Source organism: Nocardia paucivorans NBRC 100373 (genome assembly GCF_000308675.1).
GTDB classification, from domain to species: Bacteria; Actinomycetota; Actinomycetes; order Mycobacteriales; family Mycobacteriaceae; genus Nocardia; species Nocardia paucivorans.
Genome location: NZ_BAGE01000037.1, coordinates 1 through 22239, shown reverse-complemented (window position 1 = coordinate 22239; position 22239 = coordinate 1). Strand labels below are relative to the sequence as shown.

At 67.9% G+C, this 22239-nt stretch carries 22 protein-coding genes; 8 read left to right on the top strand and 14 right to left on the bottom strand.

The genetic code is table 11. The annotated features are described in order from the left end of the window. Positions 1-5: 5 nt before the first annotated feature. The 3 genes from ON32_RS09275 to ON32_RS09265 form a co-directional block, all read right to left on the bottom strand. Positions 6-980 (bottom strand): aminoglycoside phosphotransferase family protein, encoded by a 975-nt coding sequence (locus ON32_RS09275; protein ID WP_245550910.1) that lies wholly within the window; start codon positions 978-980, stop codon positions 6-8. Then, positions 968-1357, bottom strand: a complete 390-nt coding sequence (locus ON32_RS09270; RefSeq protein WP_083874254.1) for a YidH family protein — start codon at positions 1355-1357, stop codon at positions 968-970. The genes ON32_RS09275 and ON32_RS09270 overlap by 13 nt, the downstream gene beginning before the upstream one ends. 84 nt (positions 1358-1441) lie before the next feature. Further along, complete coding sequence (locus tag ON32_RS09265) at positions 1442-1678, bottom strand: hypothetical protein (RefSeq protein ID WP_040790429.1); 237 nt, start codon at positions 1676-1678, stop codon at positions 1442-1444. A 522-nt stretch (positions 1679-2200) separates the two neighbouring features. Between ON32_RS09265 and ON32_RS09260 the strand changes: the two genes are divergently transcribed. Continuing rightward, positions 2201-2452, top strand: coding sequence for a site-specific integrase (locus ON32_RS09260; protein WP_051133046.1), 252 nt, complete (start codon positions 2201-2203; stop codon positions 2450-2452). Positions 2453-2524: 72 nt separating this feature from the next. Here ON32_RS09260 and ON32_RS27650 read toward each other — a convergent pair whose 3' ends face one another. From ON32_RS27650 to ON32_RS29935, 3 genes are all read right to left on the bottom strand, one after another. Beyond that, complete coding sequence (locus tag ON32_RS27650; RefSeq protein ID WP_157224134.1) at positions 2525-2845, bottom strand: hypothetical protein; 321 nt, start codon at positions 2843-2845, stop codon at positions 2525-2527. Between the two features lie 101 nt (positions 2846-2946). Further along, entirely contained in the window at positions 2947-3243 is a 297-nt protein-coding gene (locus ON32_RS29940; protein ID WP_245550908.1) for a Tn3 family transposase, read from the bottom strand. Continuing rightward, positions 3209-3514: a hypothetical protein gene (locus ON32_RS29935; protein WP_040790427.1), complete on the bottom strand. Its 306-nt coding sequence runs from the start codon at positions 3512-3514 to the stop codon at positions 3209-3211. The genes ON32_RS29940 and ON32_RS29935 overlap by 35 nt, the downstream gene beginning before the upstream one ends. A gap of 315 nt (positions 3515-3829) precedes the next feature. Here ON32_RS29935 and ON32_RS09245 point away from each other — a divergent pair, with 315 nt between their 5' ends. Together ON32_RS09245 and ON32_RS09240 are read left to right on the top strand one after the other, a co-directional pair. Then, entirely contained in the window at positions 3830-5008 is a 1179-nt protein-coding gene (locus ON32_RS09245; RefSeq protein ID WP_040790426.1) for an FAD-dependent monooxygenase, read from the top strand. Positions 5009-5171: 163 nt separating this feature from the next. After that, positions 5172-5597 (top strand): nuclear transport factor 2 family protein, encoded by a 426-nt coding sequence (locus ON32_RS09240; protein WP_040790425.1) that lies wholly within the window; start codon positions 5172-5174, stop codon positions 5595-5597. Between the two features lie 21 nt (positions 5598-5618). Here the strand turns inward: ON32_RS09240 and ON32_RS09235 are convergent, their stop codons facing one another. Then, positions 5619-7685, bottom strand: a complete 2067-nt coding sequence (locus tag ON32_RS09235) for an MMPL family transporter (RefSeq protein ID WP_040790424.1) — start codon at positions 7683-7685, stop codon at positions 5619-5621. Between the two features lie 85 nt (positions 7686-7770). Between ON32_RS09235 and ON32_RS09230 the strand changes: the two genes are divergently transcribed. The 3 genes from ON32_RS09230 (at position 7771) to ON32_RS09220 (ending at position 13548) form a co-directional block, all read left to right on the top strand. Next, positions 7771-8292: a MarR family winged helix-turn-helix transcriptional regulator gene (locus ON32_RS09230; protein ID WP_051133045.1), complete on the top strand. Its 522-nt coding sequence runs from the start codon at positions 7771-7773 to the stop codon at positions 8290-8292. A gap of 244 nt (positions 8293-8536) precedes the next feature. Further along, entirely contained in the window at positions 8537-8767 is a 231-nt protein-coding gene (locus ON32_RS09225; RefSeq protein WP_040790423.1) for a hypothetical protein, read from the top strand. 128 nt (positions 8768-8895) lie between these two features. Beyond that, on the top strand, positions 8896-13548 hold the full coding sequence (locus tag ON32_RS09220) for a cation-translocating P-type ATPase (RefSeq protein WP_051133044.1): 4653 nt from the start codon (positions 8896-8898) through the stop codon (positions 13546-13548). A gap of 106 nt (positions 13549-13654) precedes the next feature. Here ON32_RS09220 and ON32_RS09215 read toward each other — a convergent pair whose 3' ends face one another. Next, on the bottom strand, positions 13655-14668 hold the full coding sequence (locus ON32_RS09215) for a phosphatase PAP2 family protein (protein WP_373284287.1): 1014 nt from the start codon (positions 14666-14668) through the stop codon (positions 13655-13657). A 68-nt stretch (positions 14669-14736) separates the two neighbouring features. On the opposite strand from ON32_RS09215, the gene ON32_RS09210 reads away from it, so the two are divergent. Beyond that, a complete protein-coding gene (locus ON32_RS09210) occupies positions 14737-15096 on the top strand; it encodes a hypothetical protein (protein ID WP_040790422.1) in 360 nt (119 codons plus the stop codon). A 141-nt stretch (positions 15097-15237) separates the two neighbouring features. On the opposite strand, the gene ON32_RS09205 is transcribed toward ON32_RS09210, so the two are convergent. The 4 genes from ON32_RS09205 to ON32_RS09185 all read right to left on the bottom strand — a co-directional run bounded on the left by ON32_RS09205 (position 15238) and on the right by ON32_RS09185 (position 19384). After that, entirely contained in the window at positions 15238-16266 is a 1029-nt protein-coding gene (locus tag ON32_RS09205) for an ABC transporter substrate-binding protein (protein ID WP_040790421.1), read from the bottom strand. Beyond that, positions 16263-17084, bottom strand: coding sequence for an ABC transporter ATP-binding protein (locus ON32_RS09200; RefSeq protein WP_051133043.1), 822 nt, complete (start codon positions 17082-17084; stop codon positions 16263-16265). The genes ON32_RS09205 and ON32_RS09200 overlap by 4 nt, the downstream gene beginning before the upstream one ends. Beyond that, positions 17081-18091 (bottom strand): FecCD family ABC transporter permease, encoded by a 1011-nt coding sequence (locus ON32_RS09195; protein WP_281032223.1) that lies wholly within the window; start codon positions 18089-18091, stop codon positions 17081-17083. Before ON32_RS09195 ends, ON32_RS09200 begins: the two co-directional genes overlap by 4 nt. Positions 18092-18472: 381 nt before the next feature. Then, positions 18473-19384, bottom strand: a complete 912-nt coding sequence (locus ON32_RS09185; protein WP_040790419.1) for a universal stress protein — start codon at positions 19382-19384, stop codon at positions 18473-18475. 505 nt (positions 19385-19889) lie between these two features. On the opposite strand from ON32_RS09185, the gene ON32_RS09175 reads away from it, so the two are divergent. After that, complete coding sequence (locus ON32_RS09175) at positions 19890-20327, top strand: NUDIX hydrolase (RefSeq protein ID WP_083874249.1); 438 nt, start codon at positions 19890-19892, stop codon at positions 20325-20327. A 98-nt stretch (positions 20328-20425) separates the two neighbouring features. Here the strand turns inward: ON32_RS09175 and ON32_RS09170 are convergent, their stop codons facing one another. Both ON32_RS09170 and metE read right to left on the bottom strand, forming a co-directional pair. Next, positions 20426-20950, bottom strand: coding sequence for a gluconokinase (locus ON32_RS09170; protein ID WP_040790434.1), 525 nt, complete (start codon positions 20948-20950; stop codon positions 20426-20428). A gap of 329 nt (positions 20951-21279) precedes the next feature. Beyond that, a partial coding sequence (metE, locus tag ON32_RS09165; protein WP_040790416.1) for a 5-methyltetrahydropteroyltriglutamate--homocysteine S-methyltransferase occupies positions 21280-22239 on the bottom strand: 960 nt, incomplete at its 5' end.

Here is a 22239-nt window from a genome sequence, read left to right as displayed (position 1 = left end):
GCCATTCACGCCAATGCCATGGCCACCGCGAGAAATCTGGTCACATCCTCGGGCCTGCCGTCCTCGAACGACCACGCGGTCTCTTCCAACGCCCGCATGAACGCCCACCCACGGGCCCGTTCCCGATCCACCTCGAGCCCCTCCGCCGTGGCCGCGACCTGTTTCCCGGCACGGGCGGGGTCGGGATGGGTCTCCACCTGTTTCAGAATGAGAAATCCGGCATCGAACGCGGCCTCCCCCAGATATGCCTTCGGATCGATCAGCAGCCACGGTTCCCGTTCCGCGGCGACGATATTGCCCAGATGGGTATCGCGATTGACGATTACCGGCGGTCCGTCCGGTTGTGCCAATGCCGAACACCAATCCCGTGCCTGCGCGGTCACTTCCGGCGGTAACCAGGCGGCCGACGCCGGATCCGACAGTCGCCGCGTCCAGTCGGCGACCACATCGGTCACCAGCGGCAGGGACGGATATCCGGCCGGGCTATCGCCGACCGGGCGACGCAGGCGCCGGTACAGGGCGCAGGCGATCTGTACTCTGCCCTCGTTCTCCGGACGGCCTTCCAGGGGAATCCGCGGCTGGACGACCAGCGGCGTACCGGGACGGGCCCACTCCAACAGCATCGCCCCGCTGTCCGGGTCGAAATCGTACAGCCGCACCGCACCGTCACCGTCGTAACAATGCATCCCTGTGGCCTCGCCGGCGTCCTCCTCGTCGACGACCGGAATCTTCAGCACCGCGCCCGTACCGTCACCACGCCGCACCGGCGCCACGAAGGAGTGGGTACCCCCACCGAACGGGGGGCCGACAAGCTCCAGCTCCCACTCCCGGCACCGGTGCGCCACCACCTCGGGTAGCTCGGCGAGCCAACGTTCGCCCCGCTCCGCGAAGGCCTCCCGAACCGTGGTCTCGACCTCGCGGGGAAGCGTTATCGGTATCGGGTCGTTTTCGCTGCGGCCGCCCGCGACTACCACAGCCACAGGCCGATCGCGACAAGACCGGCCATGAGCGCAAGACCCACGGTCAAGGTCGGTATCAACCGGGTGGGTGGTAGCGGGCGACCCGCGTCCATGGCGGCCGTGACCCGCCGCCAACGCACATAGGCGCCGAGCGCGGTGACGACCGCGAGAATCGTGCATCCCAACGCCAGCGCTGTACGCACCGGAGTCATCCGGTCGGGCTCGACCAGTTGGTGCACGGCGACACCTGCGGCGAGCAGACCGAGCGCGGTTCGGCTCCAGGCCAGGAATGTGCGCTCGTTTGCGAGGGTGAATCGGTAGTCGACAACGGGGCCGGCCGGGCCTCCGCTCGGAACGGGGCCGGCGTCTCGCGGCACCGGAGGGGGTGTGTCGGTCATCGAACGTCTCTCGTGGGCGGCATCGGCGCGAGAACACTAGCAGCATGGCGCCGACAACGGTCCGCTGCGACGAGCGTGGAACGATCAGGGAGCCGGCGGGGCGACGGTGTTGGTGCAGAAGGGTTCACAGGGCCCCTGGGTGGGGGTCGTCTTCGCGGGTCCGGTGTCGAAATCGGCATTGCTCACCAACACCATCACCACGACCGCGAGACCGATGACGAACGCGATGATGAGCATCGTGAGCCACAACCAGGTTCGCATCGGTTTCTCCTCGACCACCGGAACCACAACTTCCGGTGCGCCGAAATGGTTCTCGCGCATTACAACCACCTCCAGATGGGCTTCTCACATGGGAGATACCCGATCTCGTCCACCTGTCACATCGGTCGCCTCCCACCCACCGCGGGGCAATGGAACCGGTTTCTCGGCGCGATGATCGTGGATCCCCCGAGCGGACCGCCCTCCGGCCTAGGCGGTGCGGGGTGGGTGCCGGGCAGACGATCGTTACCGAGCCGGCGACCCTCCAGCGCGACCGTACGCGCAACGTCGATCGTTTCCACAAAAACGATGATTGATCGGCGGCAGCAGTGGTATGCCCGGCAATGGAGACCGCAGGCTCTGCCGGGTTCGGCATCCGGGCGGCGATGCCCGGATGCTCGGCCCACGGTCCGTGCGTACGCCCCCGTACCGAGGGTTGAGGAGTAGATCCGCCCGATCCGGCGCCAAGGCATCTATGGCAGATAGCGGCATACCATCTGCCGTAGAGCGGGAGGCGGGTTCGGAATGGGCGCGGTGCGGACACTGCCCAGGCGGTGGCCGGGGTCCGGTTGGCGGACGCGGCCGATGCCGCCGGACAACGGTCGGTCGCTGAGCACTGTCGAGGTCGCCGGGCTGCTCGGCGGTGAGGCGCCGCTGCGGGAGCGAACGTTGTGGACGATGCCGTACGAGACCGTGGCCCGCGCCGAGGAGATCCCGGGGCTCGACATCTCCGATCTCGACACGACCAACCGGTGCGCGGTGGTGCCCCGTAAGGGTAGTACCCGCAATGTCGTGTACCGGCAGACCGACCCGGCCGCGCGACGGCGAGATCGGTGACGATATGGCAGGCGGGTAGCCCAGGGTCTGGTCGCGATAGGCCACATCGGAGGACGTCGCCGAGCAGGCTACTCAGGAAGCCGAACCACCAGGGGCGACACCGCTACGCTTCGGAGCGTGTCGACTTTTATGGGCATCGCTTGGATCGATCTGGTGCCGGGTGCGGATCCGGCAGCGGTGGCGACCTTCTACGCTGGTACACCCGGATTGCCACAAGGCTCGGAAGCCGAAATTTCGAAGATCGAGCTCGATGCCCTGCCCATCGAACGGGTCGACGGCTACTACCGGATCAAACACGTATTCGATAACGATGACGAGCAGCTCGCCGACTTGGTGGCATGGCTTGCCGCGCAAATCGAACTCGTCTCCCGCGTATTCGTCGCGCTCGACCATGACGAATACGGTGCGGAGCACGTCGTCCTCGACACACACGAAGGCGCTGTCCGGCGGCTCTACCACTACTACGCCTACCCCAGACCGGGTGACGGTTCGTATTACACCGACGGCGAACCCTCTCGTGTGTGTTGCCGACCGGACACCACCTCGGCCGCCAGGCCGGCGAACTGGTCGTCGAGCATGTTCAACCAGGTGATGCCCCTGTTGCGGCCGAAGTACTTCGGGTTCGGTCCGGCGGCGAGCAGGCCACCGCCCCATAGCTGTGCCAACCCGATGCCGGCCCGGGCCTGGAACAGCTCGGCGGTGGCCGCGGTCAACGTCTCCGAAAGGACGTAACTCTGATCGACATGGTGCAGCCGGTCACAGGTCAGCGCGTCCGCACCCGGGCTGATCACCAGCCTTGAAACCCACATTCATCGCGTGCGCGCACAACACCGCCGCGATCGACAATCCGAGATCCGCGACGCGGGCGCCGTTGTCGGAGGCGTAGGTGAACGCCTCGGTGAACCCGGGCATCCAGTACATAACCTCCAGAACCAGCTCGGGCAGGTCGACCTCGGGCACCATCGCCTTCACGCGGCGGCGTAGATCCACCGGCGACGGCGGGTCCGGCTCGGCCTTCGACATCAGATCCGTGACCATCAACAGGTCGAACACCTCCAGCACGTCATCGGTTGCTCGGCCGGCTGCCCTCCTACCGCGATCGGCTTCCGACCTTCGTCATCGAGGTAGAAGAACCGTGCCGGCTCAACACGGGACAACGCCCTGAACCGGTCGCAGCCACCCTCATCGGTCACACCGACAGAAATCACCCACAGGCCCCGACACCACTCGGCGTTCCACGCTCATCGTCGGATCGGGCGAATCCGCTTCTCAACCCCGTACCCCGGCCGCTCCCTATCTCCGGTGTCGACGTCGTCCGGCGGGCGTGCCACAGTGGTAGCGAGGGCGGAGCTCACCTCGTGAGGGTAAGGAGCCGCAATGAGCACCCCACCGCCGAGCACCACCTCCGTCGCCATTGCGGGCGCGGGGCCCACCGGGCTCGTCGCGGCGATCGTCCTCGCCGACGCGGGAGTCGACTTCGTCCTGCTCGACCGGCTCGCCGCGGACTGCGACACCTCCCGCGCCGTGGTGATGCACGCCCGCACGCTGGAGGTGCTCGCGGAGTTCGGTCTCGCCGACGAATTGGTTTCCCGAGGTCTGCGGGTCTCCCGGGCGACCGTGCGGGACGGAACTCGCACCCTGGCCACCATCCCGTTCGACGGGCTCCCCACGCCCTACCCGTACATGCTCATGGTCCCGCAGGACATTACCGAGCAGGTGTTGCTGGGGCGGCTGAACCGGGACGGGGTCCGGGTGCATCGCCCCTATCGGGTGACCGAGCTCGCGGCGGGGAAAGGCCACGTCACCGTCGGATATATCGACGGTGACGGTAGTGCGGGCTCCCTCGAGACCCGCTACCTCATCGGCGCCGACGGTATGCACAGCATTGTCCGTGAGCAGGCCGGTATCGGCTTCACCGGCGGCACCTACCCCGCTTCGTTCATCCTCGGAGACGTTCGAATGGACTGGGCGATCCCCCGGGACACGGTGGCGCTGTTGTTTTCCCCGGACGGCGTCACGGTGGTCGTACCGCTGCCCGACGACATCGCACCGAACCGTTATCGCGTGGTGGCCACCGTCGCCGCGGCTCCGGAACATCCCACCCGTGTGGATATCCAGGACGTGCTCGACGGCCGCTGCGGCCATGGCGCCGCGAAGGTGCACGAGGTGCTGTGGAGTTCTCGGTTCCGGATACATCACCGAATCGCCGATCGGTATCGCGCGGACCGCGTTCTGCTCGCGGGCGATGCCGCTCATGTGCACAGCCCGGCGGGTGGCCAGGGCATGAACACCGGCATCCAGGACGCGGTCGTCCTCGGTCGACTGCTCGCCCGGGTCGACGCGGGCGAACCGGATACCGTACTCGACACCTACGAAAGGGCGCGGCGGCCGATCGCCACGGATGTGCTCGCGTTCACCGATCGTATGACCCGGGCGGCGACTCTCCGGTCCCGACCGGCCCGTCTGCTGCGCAACGGCGCGTTGTTCACCCTGGCGAAAATCCCCACCGTACGAACCGATCTCGCCTGTCGTCTCGCCGAACTCACCGTACGCTGAACACCACTCGGAACAAGTCGTCACGTATCGCGCCCAACTGCTCGATATGCCTGGTGATTTCGTCTACTTTGAGCACAGCGCGGAGACCATGTTCCGACGCGAGTTCCTCGGTCCGCCGGCGTTCGAACCGGCCGGGCCCAGAGCAGGCACCACGAGGAGAGCCATGACCACGGCCATAACGTCCGTCCAAGAACTGAGCGAGCACTACTACGAACTGATCGACACCCTCGAACCGGATCGGTTGGCGCAGGCATGCGCCCTGATGACCGAGGACGTTCGCCTGACCTTCGCCAATGCCCCGACGGTCACCGGCCGGGAAGCCGCGGCGGGGTCGATCCAGGTGGTTTTGGACCGCTGCACGGGTATCAAGCACACCGTGCTCTCGCGTCTCGAATCGCCGCGCGCGGACGGCACCATCGATTTCGCCCTCGAGATCCGGATCCACTACAACCTGAAAAACGGTCGGACGGTGGATATTCCGGGAAGCGTGTTCGGCACGGTCCGTGAGGTGGACACCGCCAACGGTCCACAGCTCCGGTTCACCGAACAGCGCCTCTACGGTGATCTCACGGACGTGTTCGCCGACTGACCACGCCGGTGGCCGTGCCCGTTACCGCTCGGCGGTCAACCTGCTCGGCCACCAGATCACGGGCCCGACCAGCTCGAACAACGCCGGGATGACGACGGTGCGGACCAGGAAGGTGTCCAGCACGATACCGATACCGACGATGATCCCCAGCTGGGTGAGGGTGATGAGCGGTAGCACACCGAGCACGCAGAACACCGCGGCGAGCACGATGCCTGCACTGGTGATGACCGCGCCGGTGGCCGATACCGCGCGCACGATTCCGGCGGTGGTGCCGTGCTCGGGTGTCTCCTCCTTGGCCCGGGCGACCAGGAAGATCGTGTAATCGACACCCAGAGCCACCAGGAACAGGAACGCGAACAACGGTACCGAGGTATCCAGGGCCGGGAAGCCGAAGAGGTGTTCCCCGACCCAGCTGCCCACACCGAGGGCAGCCAGCGCACTGAGCACGGTGACACCGATGAGCAATACCGCGGCCGGGACCGCGCGCAGCAGCACCAGCAGGACCGCGAACACCACCGCCAGGATGAGGGGTATCACCACCACCAGATCACGGCGGGACGCATCACGGGTATCGAGGGCCTGGGCGTCGCTACCACCGACCATCGCCTCGGCGCCGGGAATATCGGCCAATGTGGTGCGGATGTGCTCGATCGCGGCAAAGGCACTGCCGGAGGCCGGTGCGGCGTCGAGGGTGACCGTCCAGCGGTTCACCCCCTCGTGTGGCGGTCCGGCGATGGAGGCACGGGTCACCTCCGGCAGGGCGTCGAGCGCCTGTTGGACCTGCGGAGCCGCCCGTTCGGCCGCCAATACCGTGGTGGGATCGGCGCTCCCGGAGGGGAAGTGCGCGGCCAGGGCGTCGAAGCCCGTGACAGATTCCGCGTCGACCCGGAACCGCTCGGTCTGGGACAGACCTACCCGCACCCCGAACAGGGAGCCCGCGCAGAGCGCGAGCAACACCAGCGCCGCCACCGCTACCGACACGGGATGGGCCACCACCCGGTTGGCGATCGTATGCCAGGCGCCACGCACCGCGACGTCACGTTCATCGACGCTCGGGATGAACGGCCAGAAAACCTTCCGCCCGCACAGAGCCAGCGCGGGTGGCAGCGCCAACAGCACGAACGCCACGGCGACCAACAGACCGGCGGCCGCGAGCAGGCCGAGGGATCGGGTATTGGGCAATGTCGCCCACAACAGGACCAACAGGGCGAGAACCACGGTGATATTGCTGGCCAGGATTGCCGGGCCGGCCCGTCGGACCGCCACTCGCAGGGCGGCGCGGTGGTCGCGATGGCGGTGCAGCTCGTCGCGATAGCGGGAGACCAGCAGCAGGGCGTAGTTCGTACCGGCTCCGAACACCAGCACACTGGTTATGCCTGCCGTCGAACCGTCGAAGGTGAGACCGGTGACGCGGGCCAGTGCGGTTCCGACCGTGGTGGCCGTGCGATCGGCGAAGCCGATGATCAGCAACGGTACCAACCACAGCACGGGAGAGCGATAGGTCGCGATCAGCAACACCGCGACGACCAGGGCGGTGACCGCGAGCAGGGTCACATCCGCGCCGGCGAAGGAATCGGCGATATCGGCGCCGAACGCGGGGCCTCCGGTGATCTGCAGTACCAGCCCGGGCGGGGTCTGCGCCCGGGCCGTTTCCCGAAGCCCATCGATGTATTCGGTGAGTGCGCTGCCGTTCAGATCGGCGGGTACATCCAGTCGGCCGATAGCGGCCGCGCCGTCGGGCGCGGGAATCAGACCGGGCTTGCCCGCGGGCGCGGCATCCGGTGCGGTCCGGACGATCCGATTCACGGCATCGGTGGCCGCGGCCATATCGGCCGCATCGAGTTTCGCGTCATCGGAACGGGTGACCACCACGATCACCGGCGCGCGGTCCCCACCGGGAAATTCCTGGAGGGCGTCGCGCACCCGCGCGGATTCCGCCGTATCCGGCAGGGACTCCGGCGCTCGGCCCGAGTCGTCGTTGCCCCCGATCAACCCCATCAACGCTGCGGCCACCACGACAACCGCCGCGAGCACGATCCACGATCGACGCCCGGTGACGACAGCGGAATACCGGTCCCAAGCATTCATCGGCAAACTATTTCAGAAACTGAAATACCCGGCAAGGCGACAGCAGCGTCCATTACGCCGGTACGAGCACGAGAGGATGTCGACGATGACCCTGCCCCCGACCGGCGGGACCGCTTCCGAAGAGGGCAGGGCGGCCGCCGAAGCCGATATCGCCGAGGATCTGCGCGCCCTGACCGCGATCTCCGAACAACTCGGCCAGGTCTTCGCCCAGGCCAACGATCTGCGCCCAACCGACTTCCGCGCCTTGACACATATCTCCACCGCCGACGCCGAGGGCCGGCCCCTCACCGCGGGTCAACTGGGCTCGCTGCTCGGACTGTCATCCGCGGCGATCACCTATCTGGTCGAACGCATGATCACCTCCGGCCATATCCGCCGCGAAACCGACCCCGGTGACCGCAGAAAGGTGATCCTGCGCTATGCCGAACACGGTTCGGCGGTGGCGAGTTCGTTCTTCGGCCCGCTCGGTCGGCGGACCAGAGCGGGCATGGCGGGCCACTCCACCGAGGAATTGCGGACCACACACCGGGTCCTGCAGACGGTGATCGAGGCGATGCGCGACCACCACGCCGAACTCACCGCCGGAGCGAAGCCCTCTCCCACCTGATCGCCGTACTCCTCACCACGGCGACCATCGTGCCGGTGTCCGTCGGTACCGAACTATCGTTGGTCGCCGATCTGCAGGCCGACGGCCGGGAAACATATCGCGGCCGCCCTCACCGTGCCGCTCGGTTTCGCCGGGCCGTGGTGGATATATCTTCTGCTGTTGATTCCGGCCGGTCTACTGAGCACCGCGCCGATGCCGCCGCCTCCGAGGCCGTCAGCGCGCTCGCCCCCGACGAGACCCGGGTGTGGTCACCGGTCTTCAAGGGACCGCCATTACCGCAGGCGCCACCGTCGCAGCGCCGCTCACCGGCCGGCTGATCGACCTGATCTCTCCCTCCGCGGCCATCATCACCATCGCACTCACCGCCCTCATCATGCCCCTTGTCATCATGCCCCTTGTCGCCGCAGGCCTCGCCCGTACACCCGATCCGCGGCCCGACCGCACGGCGGAGATGCGGGTCCGCCCGAGCGGATGAGCGATCCCATCGTCCCGCCCTTCTCGGGCACCATGGACATGGAATCCGGTACGATCCGGAGCCGCGTCCCGGCGTTTGCCGCGGCAAACGCCGGGTAGGCGCCGGTTATGGCCGCCTCTCTACCTCGCATGCCTGCTCCCGACTGGATAACCGCTCCCACCGCCGCCCTCACCGGGATGGTTCGCACCGGAGCACAACGTGCCGTCGATATCGGGGTGCGGGCAGTGGAAACACCGTTGCAGGTGATGGAGAAGGCGGCCGGGACCGCCGCGGCGGGAGCCGCGCTGCTCGACTCCGACCGGATGAACTCGCTCCGCGAGGACCTGGTGGCGCTACTCGATCCGCATGATCGACGCGCCCAACGTCGGGTCACAATCAACGAGGACGAGAGCCGGGCCTGCTTCGAGGTGCAGGGTCTGGACAACGGCCACAGTTCCGCGGTGACCCGCGCCCTGAACCAGCGTCTGGGCCGATTGCGTGGAGTGGAGTGGTGGCGGGTCAACGCCGTCACCGGCCGGGTTGTCACGGCCGTATCCAGCGGCGCCGATCTGGATCGACTGCTGGCGGAGGTCGAAGCGGTCGAACGAGAATCCGATGTCGACGACGAAGGGTGGAGCCGGGCCACCGAATTTCCGGCCGACCGGGAACCCGTACTCGCGGCCGCCATCGAAGTGGCGGGCGATATCTGCGCCATCGCCGTATCCGCCGCAGGCACGGTACCGCCCCTGCGCGGGCTGATGCGCACCGTCCGGGCCGTGGCCGCGTTCACCGACGCCCAGCCCCGCCTGCGCCGCCTCTTGGAGGAACGACTCGGTAATACCCGCACCGATCTGCTGTTGGCCATTGCCAATGCCACCGGCACCGCCCTCGGGGAAGGAGCGGCCGGCGGAATGACGAATCTGCTGGCCGATACGGTGCAGCGCGGGTTCATCCTCACCGAAGCCGTGACCCGGCACCTGCAATGGCGGGAATGGGAGACCGAGATCGTCGATGCCGAGCATTTCGGCGTCGAGACACCGCTCCCTCCCTACACCCGACCCGCCGAGATGCCCCGCGGACCGGTGGAGCGCGTGGCCGACGAGGTGGCGACCGCGTCGCTGGCCGGCTCCGCCGCCTTGGCCGGCGTGGGCCGGGTCGGCGATATCCCGGACGCGCTGATGCTCGGGGCACCCAAGGCAGCCCGAGCGGGCCGGGAGGTATTCGCGGCCACCGTGGCCACCGCGCTGGCCGGCGCCGGGGTGCTGACCCTGCACCCGGTGGCATGGCGCCGCCTGGATCGCTTGACCGCGCTGGTCATCGATGGCGAAGCGCTGACCACCTCCCGCCGGGTGGTGCTCGAGGCCGAAGCCGTGGACGACTCCTGGCCCGTATCCCGGGTGTGGAGTACGGCGCAACGCCTGCTGTGGGAGCCCGATGGCGATCGCGAGCACCGGACCCGGCTCGATCACCTGCGGCTGGTCCAGCCGAATTCCGGTGCCCGCGATCGCGGCAACACCTCCCGCCCGGTATGGCGCGAACTGCACGACGACGACCGGCCCGTAGGACGGGTCCTGGTGGGCCGGGAACTGGACACCCGCGCGCACGGCGTGCTGAACGCCGCACGTCGGATGGGGCTGCGCGTCGTGCTCGCCGGCCACCGGGATGCGAACGAATTACGCTCGCTCGCCGACGAATTCGTCTCCGCGCGCGGTTCGCTCAGCGCCCATGTGCACCGACTGCAACAGGACGGGCACATGGTAGCGGTGCTCAGTACCCGCGCGCACAAGGCGCTCGACCGCGCCGATGTGGCGCTCGGCATCATCGGCTGTGAGGGCGGCGGAATCCATGTGCCGTGGACGGCCGATGTCCTGTGTCGGGATCTGGGTCAGGCGCAGCGGGCTCTCGCCGCGGTCGGTCCCGCCCGGCACGTCAGCGAACGCGGCCGCACCCTGGCCCTGTCGGCCTGTAGCCTCACCGGCCTCCTGTTGGCCGCCGTGCCCACCGCGCGCACCAGAACCGCCCCCATGATCGCCGCGAACTTCGCGGGACTGTTCAACGGGGCACTGACCGGGATGCGCGCCACACGCGGCGATATCGTCGTCGCTCCGGCGCCGCTGCTGCCCTGGCACGCGTTGGAACCGGAGGAGGTACAGACCCGGTTACCGGAGCCGTCGCCCCTCGACGAACGCAACACCGATCGACCGCCCACCCCTGGCAGCGCGCCGGGCGTGGTGGCGCCGCTACTGGATTTCCTGGGTCATATGCGTCGGGAGCTGGCCGATCCGCTGACCCCGATCCTCGGGGTCGGGGCGGCCGCGACCGCGATTCTCGGTTCCCCGTCCGATGCCGTGCTGTTGTCATCGGTGCTCACCGTGAACGCGATGATCTCGGCGCGGCAGCGCCAGGCCGCCGAGAGCGAGTTGCACAAACTCATCGAGAACGAGAAGGTCACCGCCCGGGTGATCGCACGCGCGGATATCGACACCGATGATCCGCCCGCCACCACGGTTCCCGCCGAACACCTGGAGGTCGGCGACATATTCGTCATCCGGGCCGGCGAAGTGGTCCCCGCCGATGCCCGCTTGTTGCGCGCCGATGATCTGGAGATGGACGAATCCGGCCTCACCGGCGAATCGGTGACGGTGCCCAAACAGGTCGAGGCCACCCCGGGTGCCGCACTCGGCGACCGGGCCTGCATGGTGTTCGAGGGCAGCACGGTGGTGAGCGGATCGGCGGTGGCCGTGATCGTCGCGGTCGGCAACGATACTCAGGCAGGACGCGCGACCGCGGGAGCGCTGCCACCGGACCCCGGTGGTGTGCAGGCGCAGCTGCGGACATTGACCGATCGCGCGCTACCGCTCACATTGACCGGCGGCGTGATCGTCACCGCGCTCGGCGCTTTGCGAGGCCGCACCCTCCGCGCAGCGATCGCCGACGGGGTGGGTGTGGCGGTCGCCGCGGTGCCCGAAGGATTGCCGCTGGTCGCCACCGTGGCACAGTTGGCCGCCGCCCGGCGCCTGTCCCGGTACGGCGTGCTGGTGCGCGCCAACCGCGTGGTGGAGGCGCTCGGCCGCGTCGACACCCTGTGCTTCGACAAGACCGGCACCCTCACCGAGGGCCGGTTGCGGTTGACCGCGCTGGCCGATCTGGACGAGCAGTGGCGGCCCGACACCGACGCCGAGGGCGCCCACCGGCTCCTGCGCGCCGCCGCCCGCGCCTGCCCCGCCCCCGAGGACGGACCGGTGCTGCACGCCACCGACCGGGCCGTTCTGGATGCCGCCGCCGATATCCCCGGCTCGGACGCGCACCCGTGGGACCCCATCGACGCGATACCCTTCGAATCCAATCGCGGGTATGCGGCGTCCTTCGGACAGACCGCACACAAACTGCGCCTGATGGTCAAGGGAGCCCCCGAGGTGGTGCTACCCAAGTGCACCCGAGTGCGCACCGACACCGAAGCCGACCGGCCGCTGACGGACCGGTTGGGCAGGAAAGCCGAGGCGGTGGTACGTGATCTGGCCGAGCAGGGTCTGCGGGTACTGGTGGTGGCCCGCCGTGACCTGCACGAGCACCCCGAGGACATGGAGGACGTGGTCGAGGAGCTCACCCTGCTCGGTTTCCTCGGTATCGCCGACACCCCGCGGCCGCAGACCCCGTACCTGGTGCGCGCACTCGAGGAGAACGGAATCGGTGTCCGGATGATCACCGGCGACCATCCGGTCACCGCCGCCGCGGTGGCCCGGCAGCTGGGCATTACCGTCGGCACCGTCACCACCGGCGACGATCTGGACGAGCTGGACGATACGGCGCAAACCGAACTGATCGAACGCAGTACCGTCTTCGCCCGGGTCAACCCGGAACAGAAGGTGCGCATCATCGCCGCGCTGCGCCGCACCGGACATGTGGTGGGCATGACCGGCGACGGCAGCAACGACGCCGCCGCCATCCGCACCGCCGATATCGGGATCGGGATCGCGGCGCACGGATCGGCCGCCGCACGTAATGCCGCCGACCTGGTGCTCACCGAACCGGATCCGCGCGCGCTGCTGCACGCGCTGGTGGAGGGCCGCAGTATGTGGCAGCGGGTCGCCAACGCGGTGGCGGTGCTGGTCGGCGGTAATGCCGGGGAAATCGCCTTCACCCTGTTCGGCACCGCGGTAGGCGGCCGCGCGCCGCTGAGAACCCGGCAATTCCTGTTGGTCAATATGCTCACCGATATGTTCCCCGCCCTGGCGTTGGCCCTGGCCGGCGACCAGGAGCAGCCCGAACCGGAGGAGGACGGCCGGCGCTGGGTCGAACTGCGGGCCGATCAACTCGCCGAGATACCACCCGCACGCCTCGGATCCGACCTGGTACGCGCCATCGGGATCCGTGGTGTCGCCACCGCCACCGGAGCGGCAACGGCGTGGACCATCGGCCGCTATACCGGTACCCGACGGCGCGCCGACACCATCGCCTTGGTGGCGCTGATCGGCACCCAGCTCGGTCAGACCCTCGTCTCCGGTTACCGCAGCCCCCTCGTCTGGGCCACCACCGCCGCCAGCGGTGCCGTTCTCGGCGCGATCGTGATGATCCCCGGGGTCGGGGCCTACTTCGGCTGCACTCCGTTGGGACCGATCGCGTGGACCATCGCGACCTCTTCCGCCCTGGCCGCCACCGCGGGTTCCACCCTGTTGCCGCGATTGCTGCCCATGGTGGAACAGGACGAGCCCGAACAGTTCCCGGAGCTGCCACCGGTCCCCGACGAGTCGGTCCTTCCCCTACCGGAGCAGAGCCCCAACGGCCAGGTCGCCTCTCGGTAGGGTCGGTGAGGTACCGGGGCAGGTGGACTCTGCCCCGGTACCACTCCGGATCACGATCCGTCCCGAAACCCGGCCGCCTCGTCGAAGCGGCCCATCTCGGCCTCGTTCATCCGTTGCCGGCGTGCTGCCGTCCGTCTGCCCCGGATTCCACGGGTATTCGCCCCTCGGCATCGGACCGGGCGACGATATGGGGTCCACGATCGGCCCCGGCCGCACCCCGGCGACGCTCCCAGAAGCCGGCGATCACGATCGTCACCACGACATAGATCCAGCCGAGAAGCACATCCACCACATAGTGCTCACCGCCGTAGACCAATGTGAACGCCATGGCCACCGGGAACACGACCAACACGGTTCGCCACCACCATCGCCGGGCGAACGGCCACAGCGCCATGGTGACCAGTAATGCGAACGCGGCGTGCAGGGACGGCAGGGCGGCCACCGGGTTCCCCTGCGCTTCGAGCCATTTCCCACCGACATCCACCGAGCTGAGGACGAACCCGAAGCCGTTGACCCGATGGACCTCTTCGGTGAGGACTCCTTCCCGAGCGGCGTACCAGGGTGGGGCGGCCGGCACCAGGATGTAGGTCAACAGACCGAGATACGACAACAACAGGATCCGGCGCATGTACCGGCCCCACCGCTGCCGCGACCGCACATAGAACACGGCCGCCACGAGCCACGGTAGGACGAAATGACTCAGATAGACCATGCCGGTGAGTACGGTCCACCACGGATGCTCGCCACCGGACATCAGCCGCTGTTGCAACCACAGGGTGGGAATCGCGCCGTCGAACAGCCATTCCTCCACCACGGCCGGCTCTCGCACCCGAACAGGCATGCCGAGGGTGTCGGCAATACCGCGACTGTGGTCGTAGATCACCAGCGCCGCGATGAGCGGCACCCAGTCGGTCAGGATCCGCAGGTGCTCACGCCACGGCCGATCCGGGGTGTATGCCGCGATACCCGCCATGATCCAGAGGGCCTGATATATGCGGTCGGTCGGCACACCGAATGCCACGGTCACCACGGCCAGCAACACGAGATATCCGCACCAGATCCCGCTGCGCAGGGCCCGGCGCTTCAGTGGTCGCCCCGATGTGGCCGTTCCACTGGTCACACCCATCAATCCAGTCTCCACCCCTGAGGGGCTCGGTAGTGACACAACACGGCCCCGTAGCGGACCCGATGCCAACCGCCGCCGAGATATCGCCGCAGTGGCATATCCGTCGGGAGGAGATCACCGACGTAGCAATTGCAGCGCCAACGCCTCGCCCCACCACTGTTCCATTCGACCTGGCCGCGGCCGCACCCCACGGTCGCGGCCCGACGGTGGGGCTGTGGGCATTGAGCAATGTGCTGTTCGGGTTCAATCAGGTGTTTCTCGCCGTGGCGTTGCTCGCCTTCGGCATCGCGGGCACCGGCACCGGCCTCCTGGCCGACTGGCACGGTTGGCTCGGATACCTGGGCGCGGCACTGCTGTTGTTTCCTCGTCGAGGAGTCCGTACAACGTCGAGAGAACGAACCGCATCGCCCTTATCGGGCTGATCGACCGGCTCGCGTGGATCGCTGTCGCGGGTATCACCCTGCTGGACCTGGGAACATCGTGACACTCACCATCGTCGATCCCCTATCCTCGATCGCTCGGCCGACGGATGGCAGTCGAACACTCCCGGCCTCGGGACGACCTCAGCGGATGGCATCGTCGCCGAGCGGCTCGATCGCGGAGGCGGGCACGAGGTTCCACCGTTCCAGCTGCTTGCGGACCTGCTCGGCGGCATCGATATTGAGCGGCCCGCTGGTCCACATCGGGTAGGGCAGGTTGAAGAAACGCTGCTCCACGACGGCGCGCAAACGATTGATACCGGGTTTTGCGCGCAGCAGGGCGACCTTGTCCGCGAACGACTGCGGAGGGTAGTCGACGAACATGATCGCATCCGGGTCGGCGGCCGCCAACCGTTCCCAGGAGACCCGAGTCCAGGTGTCGGCGACGTCCTCGGTCACATTCTGCCCACCCGCAGCCGTGAGCACCGCCTGTGGCCCGCCGAACCGGCCACTGGACAGAATGGTGTCGCTCGCGCTGTCGAACAGGAAGATACGCGGCGGTCGGATGGGTTTCGGCGCGGAGGCCAGGGCGGCGAGCCGGTTGTCGATATCGGCGACCAGTTCGGTAGCGCGCTCGACTCGCCCGGTGATGGCGCCGAGATTGGTCAGATCCTCGCGCAGCGCCGTCCATGGTTCCACCACACCACGCGGTCGTTCCCCCGCCCGCTGTCGGCAGCTCTCGGTCAGCACATAGGCCGCGATACTGTCCCCGCGCAGCGATTCCGGGGTCAGGTTCTTCGTCTCGTCGAAACCGTAGTTCCAGCCCGCGACCACGACATCCGGGCGCTGCGCCAACACCGTTTCCCGAGAAGGAGATTCACGCGCCACCCGATTCAGCCCGTCGACCACCGGACCGTAATGCCTACGTAGAGTGGAGATATCGCTGTCCATGCTCGATACGGCCACCACCTGTTCGTGCGCGCCGAGCGCGAGCAGCATCGAGACCATATTGCTGTCGTTGACGAACACCCGCTGCGCCGGAGCGGGAAAACGCACGTCCCGCCCGCAGTTGCGGACGGTGAGCCCACCGATTTCCGCGGGCGTAGCGGTACACGCGCCCACCAGGACGGTCGCCGCGGCGAGAACGGCCGCTATACGGAGGGAAGGTTTCACGACTTCTCCCGAGGGGTGATGAGCAGATGGTTTTCACCGGTATCCGGATGCCGGACCCGGGTGGCGCGCACACCGAACACGGAGCCCACCACATCGGGGCTCAGCGCCGTCTCGGGCGGTTCCAGAGGATGAGCACGACCGTCCTGCAGCACCAGGACACGATCGCAGTATCGATCGGCGAGGGTGAGATCGTGCAGGGCCAGCACCACCGTGCGTTTCAGGGTGCGCACCAGGTCCAGCAATTCGAGCCGATGGGTGATGTCGAGGTGGTTGGTGGGTTCGTCCAGGAGCAGTACCGGCGTGTGCTGTACCAGCGCCCGGGCCAGCAGTACTCGTTGCCGCTCCCCACCGGAGAGCCGATGTACCGGCCGGTCTGCGACACCGCGCAGATCCACGGCGGCCAGTGCCTCGACGACCAGGCGCCGCTCCCGCACGGAACCGGCGCCCCACGGCGGCAGATACGGGGTGCGACCCAGTGCGACCACCTCGCCGGCACACAGATCCGCGGGTGGTCGTTCGTCCTGCGCCACCAGTGCTACGGTGCGGGCCCTGCGGCGAGCCGAGAGTCCGTGCAGCACTCGACCGTCGACCCGCACCTCCCCGCACATCGGCCTGCGCACCCCGGCCAACACGTGCAGCAGGGTTGTCTTACCGCTGCCGTTGGGGCCGACGATGCCGATGGTCTCCCCAGCGCGCACGATGAACTCCACACCGGTCACAACCGTGCGTCGACCCGCGGCACAGGACAAACCGGACACCGTCAGCGTCCCGGCATATTCGGTTCCGTCGGCCGGCAGTGTGGTCGTCGTGGTGGTCATGCTTCACCGAACCGGTAACGACGTCGCCCCATCAGGAGCAGGAAAACCGGGGCTCCGATGAGGCCCGTGAGCACCCCGACCGGAATCTCGCTCGGTCGCACCAGCACCCGTCCGGCGGCATCGGCGGTGACCAGGAACAGCGCGCCACCCAACGCGCAGATCGGCAGCAGGACACGATGTCGCGACCCCACCACGAGCCGGGCCGCGTGTGGGACCACCAGTCCGACGAACCCGATCCCACCCGAAACCGCCACCAGCACCCCGACCAGCACCGCCAGCAATACATACAGTCCGGCCCGCAACCTCGCGACCGGCACTCCGACCGATGCCGCGGTATCGGCGCCGAGATGCAACGCATCCAACCAACCGGCCATCCCCACCAATATCGACGTCGCCGTCACCACCACCGTCATCGGCAGACCGATACGCGTCCAATCCGCTCCTGCGAGGCTGCCCATCAACCAGAACAACACCGACTGCGCGGCGGCCGGATCGCTCGAGCGGTACACCAGGTAGCTACTCGATGCGGCGAACGCCGAGCCCAGTACCGTACCGGTGAGTACCAATCGCAAGGGGGTGAGCCCGCCCTGGGCCACCGTCACCGCGAATACGAGGCCCGCGGCCACCGCGGCCCCTGCCAGTGCTCCCCCGGACAGCGCCCAGATCCCGGCACCCGCAAACAACCCCGAGGTGACGACCGCCGCCGCGCCCACTCCCGCCCCCGAGGAGATGCCGAGCAGGAACGGATCGGCGAGCGGATTGCGGACCAGTGTCTGCATCGCCGCGCCCGCCACGGCCAGTCCGGCACCCACCACGGCGGCCAGCAGGGTGCGCGGCACCCGCAATTGCCAGACGATGGTGTCCAGCCCGAGGTCGGGGCCCACAGCACCGGTGAACCGGTGGGTGAGCACCTCGACCACCGCGGCGACCGGCAGTGTTTCGGCACCGAAACCCGTGGCCAACACCATGGCGGCACAGAGCAGGCCGGCGAGCAGAATCGAAACCACCGGGGTACGGATACGTGAATGCTCACGGCGCTGTAGCGGCAAGTCGCGGCCTCTCCAGGTACTGCGGCGGGGGAGGTCTGACTTCCGCCCGAAAAGGGCGATCACAGTGGCGCGACCGTTCCGGATTCCCACCGGATTCCCGCACCCGCCGATATCGGAATCACCACTCTACCGGCGGGCCGGATCGGCGTCGTCCCGGGGCGGGCGAGGCACCGGGCAGATGTACCGGCCGAGTATCGACACCGACCGGCTCGACGACACCGACAACCGCATCGCCCGTTCCCGAAGGCACTCGTTCTTGAAGGCACTCGTTCTTGAAGACACTCGTTCTTGAAGATATTGGAGACGTTGCCCGCGCAACGGATCGGGCCCTGTTCGCGGTCAGCGCCCGGAAACCGCCGAGGGACGCACCACCATCACCGGGCACTCGGCCCGCTGGATCAGCGTGCCGCTGGTGGACCCCAGCAGCATGCCTGTCAGGGCACCGCGGCCACGACTGCCGACAACCAACAACTGCGCCGACCGCGACCATTCCAGCAGTCGTTCGCGCGGCGTACCGCGAAAAACCTCGTGCCACACCCTGACCTCGGGAAAACGCTCCTTCTGTCCGGCCAACCGCTCGGCGAGGACGGCCCGCTCGACAACGGCCACGTCGAAGGCCCCCTCCACGCTCTCCAACAATCGGTCGAACCGTCCCGCGTACGGGTGGGACCAGGCGTACACGGCCACCAGGTTCGCACCCCGCAACGCCGCTTCGTGGAAGGCGGCCTCGACCGCGGTGTCACTCACCGGGCTCCCGTCGACCCCCACCACCACCGGCCCCGTGGGCGGCGCCCCGGAAGTCCCGCGTACCACCACCACCGAACCGTAGGCACGGGCGGTGACCGCGTACATCGTCGAACCGAGTCGCCCCAGGCCGGTCCGATCATCCGGACCGCCGATCACCACCAGATGCGCGGACGCGGAACGCGCCACCAGCAGATCACTCGGTTCGGCGGCGCTCTCCTCGGTTTCTACCGGCACCCCGGGGGCGGTACGCGCCGCCAGTTCCGCCGCGGACGCGACGATCCGCGCACCGACCTCCCGCACCGCATCGAGGCTTCCGAAGTCGACCGGCCCGGCAGCGAAACCGGCGAGGTTCATTCCATGGACGATCAGCAATCCGCGCCCCCGATCGGCGGCCGTCCCGGCGGCCCAGACCACGGCCGCGTCGGAGGCCGGTGTGCCGTCGACCCCGACGACAACCGGCGCCGAAACGAGCCGATGTGGTTCGCCGTATCCGGGACCACTCACGGTGCCACTCCTTCGGTACGCCGTCGGATGACCCGACGTTACCGCGCCCCTCACCACTTCCGGCGCAGCGCGGACCTGGTGTTCGCGGGAGGTCCCCCTCGAACGGGCGCCCGCGCCCTAGGCGGTACGGCCCCGGGGCGACGTCTCACTCCGGCCGCCGGATCGCGGCGGCCGAACGTGCCCGGTCGATCTCTGCTACTGCCTTCCGATATGACGGACGACTTCTCGAGCTCACCGGCGGTCGCCGATACCGCGGTCCCGTCTTCGCACCACCTGTGTTCCGGCGCCGGGACATCACCTCCGCGAGTCTCCGCCCGGCCGACAACTCGAGGATCCGCACAACGAATACTCTTGTCCTGGAGTGGTTTCCACCTTCGACACCTTCTCGAAGATGCCGACGAATTCAGCGAACCCGTACAGACGGGTGAGCGCATTACCGTATGATCGATTCATCGCCGTGACTGCATATCGGCCCTGATCGAGGGTGGTGGGTCCAACGATTTCCATGTCCATGTTCGACGAAGCACTACCGCGTGGCGAGATCGACGGTGTCGGCATACGAGTCGGTGCGATCATCGACCGGGGTGGAGAAATACTGCTACTCGAGCCCCATTCGACGGGGCCCATCCGCCCCACCTGCAAACTGCCGGGCGCCACCGTGGCACCGGGGGAATCCGTCACCCAGGCGGTACTGCGTGGAGTTTTCGAGGAAACGGGATTGACCGTCACCCGCATCGCCGACCATATCGGGGATTTCGACTACCTGTCCCCCGCCGGAAAGCCGGTGCGGCGGCTGCACTTCGCGGTGGAGGTCGCGGCCACCGCCCCTATCGCGCTCAGCGCGCACGCCGGATATCTCTGGGCCTCGTTGGACGGCGATCTGCACGTCACCTCTTCCATTCGCAAGATTCTGGACACCTACCGGGAGACCGTGCGCAACTGATCGGCTTCCGTCCCGGCGCGAGTCGGAAACCGATGCGGCACCGACCATCGGCGTAGCGATACCACGCCGCGGCCCCGGCAACCCGCAAGGGAAATCCGCTACCGTCCGGTAGCGGGCGGGTCGATGTGTTCCTCGAGGTGGGCGACGGCCACCTCGAGGATCTCGGCGGACGGTCGGGCAACATGGACGGCGGTGCCCCATTCCCCCGTTTGAAGCGGTTCGAGCGCGGCGAGTTGCGAATCCAACAACGAGACGGGCATGAAATGGCCGCGGCGAGCCGAGAGCCGCTCGAGCAGCACCGAGCGGTCGGCCGTCAGGTGCAGGAAATAGATATCGGTTACGAAGGACCGGAGTATGTCGCGATAGCTCCGTTTGAGCGCCGAGCAGGCGACCACCGCGCCGGTTCTCGCCTGCTCACGGCCACGCAACCAGTGACCAACAGAAGCGAGCCAGGACGCTCGGTCGGCGTCGTCCAGCGGAATACCGGCGGCCATCTTGGCAATATTGGCCTGCGGATGGAAATCGTCCGCGTCGGCAAACGGGACATCGAGCCGACCGGCGAGCATCCGACCGATCGTCGTCTTACCGGTCCCCGCCACTCCCATCACGACGACATACGGCATCCGGGTCCGATCCGTCGTCGCCTTCGAGACCACGGCCCGACCCCTACCGGCCACCGGTGCCGGGACGGCAACCGAGGCATACACCAACAAAATCGTGGCCGAGGACATGACGTTCGGCGTATCCGGGGGCCGATCCCAGCGCCATCCCACTTCGCGGCCCCCACACGACCGTCGAGATCACCGGCGAATCGTAACAGGACGCGACCGCGCCAGGTCGGGTTCCGAGCTGTCACGGCACGTTTCCCGGTGATAACGCCAGAGTCCCGGTGTCGACCCGCGAGTGCGGCGCGCCGGTCGACGCGCCGCACCCGATGCCGATCGGGGTGGTGTCACAGATCCGCGCGGACGAGCCGCGCCGCTTCCACGAGGTTGTGCAGCGCCGCCTCGACCTCCGCCCACCCTCGGGTCTTGAGCCCGCAGTCGGGGTTGACCCACAGCCGTTCCGCCGGAACGGCTTCGAGCGCCTTGCGCAACGAGGTCTCGATTTCCGCCACGCTCGGTACTCGCGGGGAGTGGATATCGTAGACCCCTGGACCGACCCCGAGATCGAAGCCGACCGCGTTCAGATCGTCGAGCACCTCCATATGGGAACGGGCCGCCTCGAGCGATGTCACGTCCGCGTCCAGCTCGGCGATGGCGTCGATCACCTCCCCGAACTCCGAGTAGCACAGATGGGTGTGGATCTGGGTGGAGTCGGCAACCCCGGAGGTGGCGAGCCGGAACGCCCCGACCGCCCAGCCGAGGTAGGCGGGCCGGTCGGCCGCCCGCAACGGGAGCAGCTCACGCAGGGCGGGCTCGTCGACCTGGATGATGCGGATACCGGCACCCTGTAGATCGACCGTCTCGTCCCGAATGGCGAGGGCCACCTGGTTCGCCGAATCGGCCAGTGGCTGATCGTCCCGCACGAACGACCACGCCAGCATCGTCACCGGACCGGTGAGCATGCCCTTCACGGGTCGATCCGTCAGCGACTGCGCGTAGGCGATCCAGTCGACGGTCATCGGCTTCGGCCGGCGCACATCGCCGTAGAGGATCGGTGGTCGCACACATCGACTGCCGTACGACTGCACCCACCCGTTGTCGGTGACGCAGAAACCGTCCAACTGCTCGGCGAAGTACTGCACCATATCGTTGCGTTCGGGTTCACCGTGCACGAGGACATCCAGCCCCAGCTTCTCCTGCAGGGCGATCACCTCGGCGATCTCGGCCCGCATGCGTGCGCGGTACTCCGTCTCCTCGATTTCGCCGTTGCGCAGGGCCGCTCGGGCGATGCGGATCTGCGTCGTCTG